At 59.5% G+C, this 12,005-nt stretch carries 8 protein-coding genes and 2 riboswitches; of the genes, 5 read left to right on the plus strand and 3 right to left on the minus strand.

All coding sequences use genetic code 11. The features are described 5' to 3' along the window. The gene (cobW, locus tag ACA061_RS14805) at positions 1 to 1,071 is read right to left on the minus strand and encodes a cobalamin biosynthesis protein CobW (RefSeq protein WP_150602463.1); all 1,071 of its coding nucleotides are present in this window, start codon (positions 1,069 to 1,071) and stop codon (positions 1 to 3) included. A 101-nt stretch (positions 1,072 to 1,172) separates the two neighbouring features. Then, a riboswitch (cobalamin riboswitch) is annotated at positions 1,173 to 1,383 on the minus strand. A gap of 895 nt (positions 1,384 to 2,278) precedes the next feature. Further along, positions 2,279 to 2,500: riboswitch (cobalamin riboswitch) on the plus strand. A 121-nt stretch (positions 2,501 to 2,621) separates the two neighbouring features. Here cobW and ACA061_RS14810 point away from each other — a divergent pair. The 4 genes from ACA061_RS14810 (at position 2,622) to cobM (ending at position 4,768) form a co-directional block, all read left to right on the plus strand. After that, positions 2,622 to 2,819: a CbtB domain-containing protein gene (locus tag ACA061_RS14810; protein ID WP_150602464.1), complete on the plus strand. Its 198-nt coding sequence runs from the start codon at positions 2,622 to 2,624 to the stop codon at positions 2,817 to 2,819. A gap of 11 nt (positions 2,820 to 2,830) precedes the next feature. Then, on the plus strand, positions 2,831 to 3,532 hold the full coding sequence (locus ACA061_RS14815) for a CbtA family protein (protein WP_150615448.1): 702 nt from the start codon (positions 2,831 to 2,833) through the stop codon (positions 3,530 to 3,532). Continuing rightward, positions 3,529 to 3,942, plus strand: coding sequence for a cobalamin biosynthesis protein (locus ACA061_RS14820; protein ID WP_150602466.1), 414 nt, complete (start codon positions 3,529 to 3,531; stop codon positions 3,940 to 3,942). The genes ACA061_RS14815 and ACA061_RS14820 overlap by 4 nt, the downstream gene beginning before the upstream one ends. A gap of 79 nt (positions 3,943 to 4,021) precedes the next feature. Then, positions 4,022 to 4,768 (plus strand): precorrin-4 C(11)-methyltransferase, encoded by a 747-nt coding sequence (gene cobM / locus ACA061_RS14825; RefSeq protein WP_497299490.1) that lies wholly within the window; start codon positions 4,022 to 4,024, stop codon positions 4,766 to 4,768. A 151-nt stretch (positions 4,769 to 4,919) separates the two neighbouring features. Here cobM and nfuA read toward each other — a convergent pair whose 3' ends face one another. After that, a complete protein-coding gene (nfuA, locus tag ACA061_RS14830; RefSeq protein WP_042559410.1) occupies positions 4,920 to 5,504 on the minus strand; it encodes a Fe-S biogenesis protein NfuA in 585 nt (194 codons plus the stop codon). A 291-nt stretch (positions 5,505 to 5,795) separates the two neighbouring features. After that, on the minus strand, positions 5,796 to 8,087 hold the full coding sequence (locus tag ACA061_RS14835; RefSeq protein ID WP_497299491.1) for a fatty acid cis/trans isomerase: 2,292 nt from the start codon (positions 8,085 to 8,087) through the stop codon (positions 5,796 to 5,798). A gap of 155 nt (positions 8,088 to 8,242) precedes the next feature. Here ACA061_RS14835 and metH point away from each other — a divergent pair, with 155 nt between their 5' ends. Further along, entirely contained in the window at positions 8,243 to 11,953 is a 3,711-nt protein-coding gene (gene metH / locus ACA061_RS14840; RefSeq protein WP_497299492.1) for a methionine synthase, read from the plus strand. Positions 11,954 to 12,005: the final 52 nt, after the last annotated feature.

Below are 12,005 nucleotides of genomic sequence, written 5' to 3' on the forward strand. Positions count from 1 at the left end.
TTAAACGCTGAGCGCAGCGCGCAGTTGCGCTTCGAGTTGCGCGGCGTCGAGCTCCTGACCGATCAACACCAGACGCGTGACGCGCGCTTCATCGGCGCCCCACTGACGGTCGAAATGCTTGTCGAAACGCGTGCCCACGCCTTGAATCAGCAAACGCATCGGCTTGTTCGGGATCGCCGCAAAGCCCTTCACACGCAGGATGCCGTGCTTGACCACCAGTTGCGTCAGCGCGTCGAGCAGCAGGCTTTCGTCGGCTTGCGGCAGTTCGATGGAGATCGAATCGAAGGCGTCGTGATCGTGGTCATCGTGATCGTCATCACCGTCGTGGTGATGGTCGTGATGGCTGTGACGGCTGTCTATGTGTTCTTCGGAACCGGCGCCAAGGCCGATCAGCACGTCCAGCGGCACACGACCACTGCTGGCTTCGATGATCTTCACCGCTGGCGGCAGTTCTTCGGCGACTTCAAGACGTACGCGCGCCAGGTCTTCAGGGCTGATCAGGTCAGATTTGTTAAGGATGACGAGGTCGGCGCTGGCCAGTTGGTCGGCGAAGAGCTCGTGCAGCGGCGATTCGTGATCCAGGTTCGGGTCGAGTTTGCGCTGGGCATCGACCTGATCCGGGAACGCGGCGAAGGTGCCAGCGGCCACGGCCGGGCTGTCGACCACGGTGATCACCGCGTCAACCGTGCAAGCGCTGCGGATTTCCGGCCACTGGAAGGCTTGTACCAGCGGTTTTGGCAAGGCCAGGCCAGAGGTTTCAATGAGGATGTGGTCGAGGTCACCGCGACGGGCAACAAGCTCGCGCATTACCGGGAAAAACTCTTCCTGCACCGTGCAGCACAGGCAGCCGTTGGCCAGCTCATAAACGCGGCCCACAGCTTCTTCTTCGGAGCAGCCGATGGTGCATTGCTTGAGGATTTCACCGTCGATGCCCAACTCGCCAAACTCGTTGACGATCACCGCGATACGGCGGCCCTGAGCGTTGTCGAGCATGTGCCGCAGCAATGTGGTTTTGCCCGAGCCGAGGAAGCCGGTGACGATGGTGACAGGGAGTTTGGCCAGTGTTTTCATCGGTATGCCCTTTGGCAAAGTGGCGGGCATACGGGACGAGAACCGGCACCGCGCGTGCGTGCCTGGAGAGTTCGCCACCGGATCACCCCGCCCGGTTGAAATTGAGAATCTGTGACGAGGCAGGTCTCCTGGCTGACGGTGTTCAGGCGCTGGGCCTGGATTCACTGCGCCTTCCCGCGGGCTCTGTGGATTGAGCTTGCAGTGGCGTGGCAGCGAACATCACCGTTCACAGTTGCGGGGGCAGCCGCGGCATTGACCGCGTTCCCTTCTTAGCTTCGGCAATGCCGAAGAACCTCGAAGGCGCAAGGCTACGCATGGTGTGGGGGCGGGTCAATGTTTGGATAGAGGGCATATCCGTTGCTGCGGTGATGGCTACTTAGGGTTCCGCCCTTACGGCGGGTCACCTTTTCCAAACGCCGAAAAGGTAACCCAAAAGGCTTTCCCCCGGCGTACGGCACTTCGCTGAGGCTCAGTGTTCCCTCGCTACGGTGTCCATTCGGGGGCATCGCCTACGGTTTGCTGCGCTGCACCTCCTCTCGATGTATGCGGCTTCGCCGCACGGCGCTACGCGCCTACCCCCCGAATGAACACCTTCGCTCGGCCTGCCGAAGGGGGCTAAGAGCAAGAGCAACATCAAAAGCCAGATCAAAAGCCAGATCAAAAGCCAGATCAAAAGCCAGATCAAAAGCCCCTCACCCTACCCGTCTTCCAGAGGGAGAGGGGACTGATCGAGGTGTTTGGGAGAAGTACACCGACGTGAAACACCGAGTCGAACACCGATTCCGAAAAGCCCAAAAGTCGGCCCCCCCTCTCCCTCGGTAGTGGGCTGGGACGAGGGCAAACCCAACACAAAACCAAAGCCAACCGCACGCTCCTCCCCCACTCAACACAATGAGCGTTAGCTCGAGTGCAGCTTTTGATCTTGATCCGCGGGCGACGTCGGGAGGCTGAGTGGAGGGATTCATCCGGGGAGGACATCGAAAGGAGGTGCAGCGAAGCAAACCGGAATCGATGCCCCGGATGGATTCCGGAGCGAAGGAACCCCGAGCTTTAGCGAGCGGGCCGGACGTAGGAGCAAGCCTTTTTGGTTACTTTTTCGGCGTCTGGAAAAAGTGACCCGCCGTAAGGGCGGAACCATAAGAAGCCACACCCGCAGCAACGGATAAGCCCCCAAAGCAAATTGACTAAAAACCCCACACCATGCTCTCCTACACAACTTGTTACGGGTGCCCTTCACAGGGTGAAACGGGAAACCGGTGAATCATGTGCTTTACTCAGAGCCATGTCAGTCCGGTGCTGCCCCCGCAACGGTAAGCGAGCGAAGCGTCAGATCCACTGTGCCATTGCGGCATGGGAAGGTGACGCTTGCAGGTCGGCCAGACGCCAACCCCTCGTGAGCCCGGAGACCGGCCCGCAACACACAGCGCGCAATTGGCGTGCTGAACATAACAAACCCGCGGTGGGCGGGCGCTGTTTGAACCTCTGCGTGCCCGCGCCGCAGGGGTTTTCATGCGCTCTTGTCCACCCCTGACATTCCAGAGGGACGCGCCATGTCGATCATCACCAGCACCGGCAGTAACACGGACAAAATCTCCAGCACCACCACCCTGAGCCAACGCCTGACCGCCGCTGTTTTCGCGTCGATCCTGGGTGCAAGCCTCGTCTATTTCGCCGGTTTCTCGCACATTGAAGCCGTGCACAATGCGGCTCACGATACCCGCCACAGCGCCGCGTTCCCGTGCCACTGAGACCTGCCGACATGATCAAGCGAATTGCGCAAACCGCAGGTTTCACCGGCCTGCTGGCCGCCCTGCTGCTCACGCTGCTGCAAAGTTTCTGGGTGTCGCCGCTGATTCTTCAAGCCGAAACCTATGAAAAATCCGAGCCTGTTGCCGCGGTTCACGAACACGCCGCCGGCACCGCTGCGCACACCCATGATGCCGAAGCCTGGGAGCCGGAAGACGGCTGGCAGCGCGTGCTTTCGACCACGGGTGGCAATCTGGTGGTGGCCGTGGGTTTTGCCTTGATGCTGGCCGGTCTCTACACCCTGCGCGCGCCGACCAAAACCTCGCAGGGTCTGCTGTGGGGGCTGGCCGGTTACGCGACGTTCGTCCTCGCACCGACCCTGGGCTTGCCGCCTGAACTGCCGGGCACTGCCGCGGCGGATCTGGCTTCGCGGCAGTTGTGGTGGATCAGCACTGCCGCTTCAACCGCTGCCGGTCTGGCGTTGATTGCGTTCAGCCGTCATTGGTTGATGAAAATCCTCGGTGTGGCCATCCTCGCTGTACCGCACGTGATCGGCGCACCGCAACCGGAAGTGCATTCGATGCTCGCGCCAGAAGCACTGGAAGCGCAGTTCAAAATCGCTTCGCAATTGACCAACGTAGCGTTCTGGCTGGCCTTGGGCCTGATCAGCGCCTGGTTGTTCCGCCGCAAGATCGATGGTCAATACCACGCATGACGACTGACAGCGCAGCGCCGACTTTCGTGGTCGGTCTGGGCTGCCAGCGCGGCTGCCCTGCGAGCACGCTGCGCGCGTTACTCGATCAAGCCTTGCAAGCCAATCGCATAGAACTGCATGCCGTGAAGGCTTTGGCCAGTATCGACTTGAAGCGCGATGAACCCGGCTTGCAGGAACTCGCGAATCAACTGGCCCTGCCGCTGCTGTATTTCAGCAGTGAAGAATTGGCCAGCTATGCACAGCGACTCAGCCACCATTCGCAGATTGCCTTCGAGCGCACCGGTTGTTATGGCGTAGCGGAAAGCGCCGCACTGGCACTCGCCGAACAGCTGATTCAGGCACCGGCAAAGCTGCTGATTTCCCGACAAAAATACGCTCAGGCAACGCTGGCATTGGCCGGCGCCGCGTAAATTCCCGATAATCCCCGCCATTCATCATGAGCAATCTTCATCTGAAGCGTTGCCGCGCCTATTTCCCAAGGATTCTACGATGACCGTTTACTTCATCGGCGCCGGCCCCGGCGACCCGGAATTGATCACCGTCAAAGGCCAGCGACTGATACGCAGTTGCCCGGTGATCATCTACGCAGGTTCGCTGGTACCCGCGGCGGTGCTCGAAGGTCATCAGGCAGAGACACTGGTCAACAGCGCTGAATTGCATCTGGAACAGATCATCGAGCTGATCAAAACCGCGCACGCCAAGGGCCAGGATGTGGCGCGGGTGCATTCGGGGGATCCGAGTCTCTATGGCGCGATTGGCGAGCAGATCCGCTATCTGCGTGAACTCGATATCCCGTTTGAAATCATCCCCGGAGTGACGGCGACCGCGGCATGCGCGGCGTTGTTGGGCGCAGAACTCACGCTGCCTGACGTATCGCAAAGCGTGATCCTGACCCGTTATGCCGACAAGACGGCAATGCCCGCCGGCGAAGAGCTGGGCAGTCTGGCGCAGCATGGCGCGACGATGGCGATTCATCTGGGGGTCAATCATCTGGAAAAGATCCTGACTGAACTGCTGCCGCATTACGGCGCGGATTGCCCGATCGCGGTGATTCATCGCGCGACATGGCCGGATCAGGACTGGGTGGTGGGAACGCTGGCGGATATCGCCGAGAAAGTCGCCGCCAAAGGGTTTCGGCGTACGGCGTTGATTCTGGTTGGGCGGGTCTTGGGGAGTGAGGTGTTCAGCGAGTCATCGCTGTACCGCGCCGGGCATGCGCATCTTTACAGACCCTGAAAATCAAAAGATCGCAGCCTTCGGCAGCTCCTACATTGGAATACATTTCCCTGTAGGAGCTGCCGAAGGCTGCGATCTTTTGATCTTGTACTCCAGACAACGCATTCATCACGGGAAAAATGCGTCGTCGCAATCGCAGTGAACGCCGTACTCAGTAGTAGGCGTTTTCTTTCTGCGTATGGTCGGTCACGTCGCGAACACCTTTGAGCTCGGGAATACGCTCAAGCAACGTGCGCTCGATGCCTTCCTTCAGGGTCACGTCTGCCTGGCCGCAGCCTTGGCAACCACCACCGAACTGCAAAACAGCGATGCCGTCTTCAACCACATCGATCAGGCTGACCTGACCGCCGTGGCTGGCCAGCCCCGGGTTGATTTCGGTTTGCAGGTAATAGTTGATGCGCTCGTTGACCGGGCTTTCGGCGTTGACCATCGGTACTTTGGCGTTTGGCGCCTTGATGGTCAGTTGGCCGCCCATGCGGTCGGTGGCGTAATCGACAACGGCGTCATCGAGAAACGCTTCGCTGAACGAATCGATGTAAGCGGTGAAGCTTTTCAGCCCCAGCGCGGTGTCTTCAGGTTTTTCTTCGCCCGGCTTGCAGTAGGCAATGCAGGTTTCGGCGTACTGGGTGCCAGGCTGGGTGATGAAGACGCGGATGCCGATGCCCGGGGTGTTCTGCTTGGAGAGCAGATCGGCCAGGTAATCGTGGGCGGCGTCAGTAATGGTAATAGCGGTCATGGAAACTCCTCGCAGGCTTGTGGCGGAGTTTACGCCAATCGTTGCGCCGGACAAAGTCCTAGTATTTTTGTCAGGAATGATTCTCGACAGGTTCATCGTCTATTTGGGTCTTGACGCATATGGGGACTGCACTGAAATCGTAAGTACAACACTTCACCCTGTGGGAGCGGGCTTGCCCGCGATGACGGAGTGTCAGGCAACATCAATGCTGAATGTGCCGACCTCATCGCTGGCAAGCCAGCTCACACAGGGATCTGTGGTCTAGTCAGAAAGGGTGACCGCAGGCATCGATTAAAGATTCTCGTAGCGGTTCATGTCCAGCACGCCCTCTTCCACCGGCTCGGTTTCATGGATGTACTGACTCAGATCGTGGAAATAGAACCAGAATTGCGGATGACTGCGACGTATGCCCCAGCGTTCGACGATTTTTTCGAAACGGTTGGCATCCTTGGCATTTTCCATCGCATCGACAAACGCTGGCACCTGATCAGCGGGAATGTTGAAGATGAAATTCGGATAACTGCTGAGCACACCCGGATAAATGGTCAGCGTATCCAGCCCCGGCTGATAGCGCAGAGACTCACCCAGCAGAAACGCCACGTTGCTGTGCGCGCGGTTGCGCATCAGGCTGTAGACCTCGCGTTTACCGCTGGCCGTTTCGATACGCAGCAGGGTCGCTTCCGGCAAGTTATCAATGACCTTCAAACCGGCCGCCGGGCGTGATGTCAGATGGCTCAGCGCCTGCTCGGCATTTTGCAACGCCGGATCGATATTCGGCCGCGAGCAATAAGCGCCGTCGCAACGGTTGATCGGGTCTGGCCGCGCATTGAGGTCGCCGTAGCGCGCGAGCAACTGCATGGCGAAGTCGTGTTTCGGATCCTTCTCATCGAGTTTCAGCGCGGTCGGCTTGTCGTCGTCGATGGCTTCATAATCGAGCCACATCTTGAACTGGCCACCGTCCTGGTACCAGTCGTTGAGGTAGTCCTCACGGGAGTCGGCCGGCATCAGGCGCAGGAAGTTCTGCTCGGCACCGTTGCGGATCAGGTCGAAGTACAGGCGGGTTTGCGCCTGATGCGAGACATTGCCGAACACATCGAAGTTGACCGCCAACTGGTAATAGGTGCGTTCCAGCAGCGGGTAGTCGAACAGCCACATCGTTTGCGGCACTTCACCAATCAGGCCTTTGGTCACCGAGGCACTGTCAAAGTGGCGGAAGATGCTCAGCAGCGCGTTGTCGTTGCCCGCCCACAGGGTCGACCAGCTCGGCGCCGGCAAGTCGGCGTAACTGTCGCGACGCAGGTCTTCGTATTCATTACGTTTGTCGCGGTAGTCGCGCCACAGGCTCAGCACGCTGCCGACATCGTCGTTCTGCCCGGGCATGGCCAGCAACGGCGTGGCCTGGCCGCGATAATTGGGGTCGGTGATGTACAGATCATGTTCCGGCGCCTGGAACAGAGCCCAGAAGTTGTCACGAATCACATCGGTAGCGATCTGCCCCCGACACACCGGGCCGCGAATAAACGTACGGACGAAATATTCAGCGTTATCAAGCATGAACTGATAGCGCGCCTGCGCCGGAATCGCCTCGAACGTGACGAACGGATTGGCCCGGCTCTGCGGGCCGTAACCCGGCAGCGCGTTGACCTGCCAGTTGCCGCTATAGAACAGGCTTTTAACCCGCGCCATCTTCGCCGCGCTCAGCGGATACGTGATGTGGGTCTTGTGTACGATCACGCCCTGCACCGGCCACAAGCGGTAATACACCCGCGTGCCGGGATCGTCGTTGGGACGGCGAGTGGCGATCAGGTCGATCGGCTGACCGGGCGGCGTACGCGAGCGCACCCACTGAAAAAAGTGTCCGGGCTCGCCGCCCTTGAAATAGATGTGGGCCAGATACAAGTGCTCGAACAACCAGCGGCCGACCAGACTTTCCCGTGCACCGGGCAGGTTGAGCAGATTTTCCCATTGCACAATCTGCATCGCTTCCTGGGCACTCGGCGCCAGGCCTTGTTCGTCGATTGGCGCACCGGAAGCCAGCCAGCGCTGCAAGGTCTGGTATTGCTGATCGGTAAGGCCAGTGACCGCCAGCGGCATGCCTTCTTTCGGGTGAGCCCCTGCGTAGCCGTCAAATTCGGCAGGCATCGCGCACATGTTCTGGCGGTTGAGCCCGAGCACGATGTCTTCCGGCAGTCTGGCGTTAGGCGTTAACGGCGTCTTGTGCCCCAGCTCCAGCATGCGCGCCATCAGCGCAGCCTGACTGCCCTGGGCGTCGAGCACTGAGTAAAAGCCTTTCTGCTGCCAGGCGCGTTGGCCGAAAGCGTCGTAGAACAATCGTGTGGTCGGCGCTGCCTGACTGCGCTCGCCGTCGTAGACCGGCATCTTGCTCGCGCCACGCCCCGCGCCTTCGCCACTGCCCAGATTGAGCTGGCAGGCAGAGTCGTAGCACGCATGGCAGGCCACGCACTTCTCGGTGAAGATCGGCTGGATGTCGCGACTATATGAGATGGAAGACGAAGCGGGATCCTGCGCATTGGCGCCCCAGCTGAATAACATCAAAAAGATGCTGATGACGCGGTACGACATGCCCTTGATCCCGATCCTGAAAAAAACGTCGCGATACTACAGTATGACGCCCGTACCAACATGAACGATATTCATGCAAAACCGCCACATGCTCCAAAAGCGCACAGGTTTGTTATGATCCCGCTCCTTCGTAATGGTCTTTCCGAGTAGTCCAAATGTCCGATCGCAGCGTCCGCCTTCAAGCTCTCAAGCAAGCTCTCAAAGAGCGCATCCTGATACTCGACGGCGGCATGGGCACGATGATCCAGAGCTACAAGCTCGAAGAACAGGATTATCGCGGCAAACGCTTCGCGCACTGGCCGAGTGACGTCAAGGGCAACAACGACCTGTTGGTGCTCACCCGTCCTGACGTGATCGGCGGAATCGAAAAAGCCTACCTGGATGCCGGCGCCGACATTCTGGAAACCAACACCTTCAACGCCACACGCATTTCCATGGCCGACTACGGCATGGAAGAGCTGGCCTACGAATTAAACGTAGAAGGCGCGCGCCTGGCCCGCAAGGTTGCCGACGCCAAGACCGCAGAAAACCCGGACAAGCCACGCTTCGTCGCCGGCGTGCTCGGCCCTACCAGCCGCACCTGCTCACTGTCGCCGGACGTGAACAATCCGGGCTACCGCAACGTCACCTTCGATGAGCTGGTGGAGAACTACACCGAGGCCACCAAAGGTCTGATCGAGGGCGGCGCCGACCTGATCCTGATCGAAACCATCTTCGACACCCTCAACGCCAAAGCGGCGATCTTCGCCGTGCAAGGCGTGTTCGAAGAGCTGCACATCGAACTGCCGATCATGATCTCCGGGACCATCACCGATGCCTCCGGCCGCACTTTGTCGGGCCAGACCACCGAAGCGTTCTGGAACTCCGTGGCCCACGCCAAGCCGATTTCGGTCGGCCTGAACTGCGCACTCGGCGCCAGTGAACTGCGTCCCTATCTGGAAGAGCTGTCGAACAAGGCCAGCACCCACGTTTCCGCGCACCCGAACGCCGGCCTGCCGAACGAGTTCGGCGAGTACGACGAACTGCCAATCGAAACCGCCAAAGTCATCGAAGAATTCGCCCAGAGCGGTTTCCTCAACATCGTCGGCGGCTGCTGCGGCACCACGCCCGGCCACATTGAAGCCATCGCCAAAGCCGTGGCCGGTTACGCACCACGGCAGATTCCGGACATTCCCAAGGCTTGCCGCCTGTCCGGTCTTGAGCCGTTCACCATTGATCGCAGCTCGCTGTTCGTCAACGTTGGCGAGCGCACCAACATCACTGGCTCGGCCAAGTTCGCCCGCTTGATTCGTGAAGATAACTACACCGAAGCACTCGAAGTCGCCCTGCAACAGGTCGAAGCCGGCGCCCAGGTGATCGACATCAACATGGACGAAGGGATGCTCGATTCGAAGAAGGCGATGGTCACCTTCCTCAATCTGATCGCCGGTGAACCGGACATCTCCCGCGTACCGATCATGATCGACTCCTCGAAATGGGAAGTGATCGAAGCCGGCCTGAAATGCATTCAGGGCAAGGGCATCGTCAACTCGATCAGCATGAAAGAAGGCGTCGAGCAGTTCATCCACCACGCCAAACTGTGCAAGCGCTACGGCGCTGCGGTAGTGGTGATGGCGTTTGATGAAGCCGGCCAGGCCGACACCGAAGCGCGCAAAAAAGAAATCTGCAAACGCTCCTACGACATTCTGGTCAACGAAGTCGGCTTCCCGCCGGAAGACATCATCTTCGACCCGAACATCTTCGCCGTGGCCACCGGCATCGAAGAACACAACAACTACGCGGTCGACTTCATCAATGCCTGCGCCTACATTCGCGACGAACTGCCGTATGCGCTGACCTCCGGCGGCGTGTCCAACGTGTCGTTCTCGTTCCGTGGCAACAATCCGGTGCGAGAGGCGATTCACTCGGTGTTCCTGCTGTACGCAATCCGCAACGGCCTGACCATGGGTATCGTCAACGCCGGTCAGCTGGAAATTTACGACCAGATCCCTGTCGAGCTGCGTGACGCTGTCGAAGACGTGGTGCTCAACCGCACGCCGAACGGCACCGACGCCCTCCTCGCCATCGCCGACAAGTACAAGGGCGACGGCAGCGTCAAGGAAGCCGAGACCGAAGAATGGCGCGGCTGGCCGGTCAACAAGCGCCTGGAACACGCGCTGGTCAAAGGCATCACCACGCACATTGTTGAAGACACTGAAGAGTCGCGCCTGTCGTTCGCCCGCCCGATCGAGGTGATCGAAGGCCCGCTGATGTCCGGCATGAACATCGTTGGCGACCTGTTCGGCGCCGGCAAAATGTTCCTGCCGCAGGTGGTGAAATCTGCCCGCGTGATGAAACAAGCCGTGGCCCACCTGATCCCGTTCATCGAACTGGAAAAAGGCGACAAGCCGGAAGCCAAGGGCAAGATCCTCATGGCCACGGTCAAAGGCGACGTGCACGACATCGGCAAGAACATCGTCGGCGTGGTGCTCGGTTGCAACGGTTATGACATCGTCGACCTCGGCGTGATGGTGCCGGCGGAGAAAATCCTCCAGGTTGCCAAAGAACAGAAGTGCGACATCATCGGCCTGTCCGGTCTGATCACGCCGTCGTTGGATGAGATGGTCCACGTTGCACGTGAGATGCAGCGTCAGGATTTCCATCTACCATTGATGATCGGCGGCGCGACCACTTCCAAAGCGCACACGGCGGTGAAGATCGAACCCAAATACAGCAACGACGCGGTGATCTACGTGACCGACGCCTCCCGCGCCGTGGGCGTGGCAACGCAGTTGCTGTCGAAAGAACTGAAGGCCGGTTTCGTTGAAAGAACCCGCGCCGAATACATTGAAGTGCGTGAGCGCACCGCTAACCGTAGCGCCCGCACCGAGCGTTTGAGCTATGCGGCCGCCATCGCCAAGAAGCCGCAATTTGACTGGGCCAGCTACGAGCCGGTCAAACCAACCTTTACCGGTGCCCGTGTTCTGGACAACATTGACCTCAAGGTCTTGGCCGAATACATCGACTGGACGCCTTTCTTCATCTCCTGGGACCTGGCCGGCAAGTTCCCGCGCATCCTCGAAGACGAAGTGGTCGGTGAAGCCGCCACTGCGCTTTACAAAGACGCGCAGGAGATGCTCGCCAAACTGATCGACGAGAAACTGATCAGCGCCCGCGCGGTATTTGGTTTCTGGCCGGCCAATCAGGTGCATGACGACGATATCGAGCTGTACGGCGATGACGGCAAACCATTGGCCAAACTGCATCACCTGCGTCAGCAGATCATCAAGACCGACGGCAAGCCGAACTTCTCGCTGGCCGACTTTGTTGCGCCGAAGGACAGCGAAGTAACCGATTACGTGGGTGGCTTCATCACCACCGCCGGCATCGGTGCCGAGGAAGTGGCCAAGGCTTATCAGGATGCTGGCGACGATTACAACTCGATCATGGTCAAGGCCCTCGCCGACCGTTTGGCCGAAGCGTGCGCCGAATGGCTGCACCAGCAAGTGCGCAAAGAACATTGGGGCTATGCCAAGGACGAAGTGCTCGACAACGACGCACTGATCAAAGAGCAGTACTCCGGCATCCGCCCTGCCCCGGGCTATCCGGCCTGCCCGGATCACACCGAGAAAGCGGCGCTGTTTGCCCTGCTCGATCCTGAAGCAGAAGAAATGCGTGCCGGTCGCAGCGGCGTGTTCCTTACCGAACACTACGCCATGTTCCCGGCTGCGGCGGTCAGCGGCTGGTACTTCGCTCACCCGCAGGCGCAGTACTTTGCTGTCGGCAAGATCGACAAGGATCAGGTGCAAAGCTACACCTCGCGTAAAGCTCAGGAGCTCAGCGTGACCGAACGCTGGCTGGCGCCGAATCTGGGTTACGACAACTGACCAAAGGTGGCGCACGGGAACGAAGCAACTCGCTCCCGTGCGCCACTGACTG

The organism is Pseudomonas sp. LBUM1668, from assembly GCF_059695715.1.

What these genes read in the sequence shown, in the direction of transcription:
- ACA061_RS14810 (WP_150602464.1), top strand. Translation starts at nt 2,622, where the DNA reads ATGTCGATCATCACCAGCACCGGCAGTAACACGGACAAAATCTCCAGC.
- nfuA (WP_042559410.1), bottom strand. Translation starts at nt 5,504, where the DNA reads ATGACCGCTATTACCATTACTGACGCCGCCCACGATTACCTGGCCGAT.
- cobW (WP_150602463.1), bottom strand. Translation starts at nt 1,071, where the DNA reads ATGAAAACACTGGCCAAACTCCCTGTCACCATCGTCACCGGCTTCCTC.
- ACA061_RS14835 (WP_497299491.1), bottom strand. Translation starts at nt 8,087, where the DNA reads ATGTCGTACCGCGTCATCAGCATCTTTTTGATGTTATTCAGCTGGGGC.
- ACA061_RS14815 (WP_150615448.1), top strand. Translation starts at nt 2,831, where the DNA reads ATGATCAAGCGAATTGCGCAAACCGCAGGTTTCACCGGCCTGCTGGCC.
- cobM (WP_497299490.1), top strand. Translation starts at nt 4,022, where the DNA reads ATGACCGTTTACTTCATCGGCGCCGGCCCCGGCGACCCGGAATTGATC.
- metH (WP_497299492.1), top strand. Translation starts at nt 8,243, where the DNA reads ATGTCCGATCGCAGCGTCCGCCTTCAAGCTCTCAAGCAAGCTCTCAAA.
- ACA061_RS14820 (WP_150602466.1), top strand. Translation starts at nt 3,529, where the DNA reads ATGACGACTGACAGCGCAGCGCCGACTTTCGTGGTCGGTCTGGGCTGC.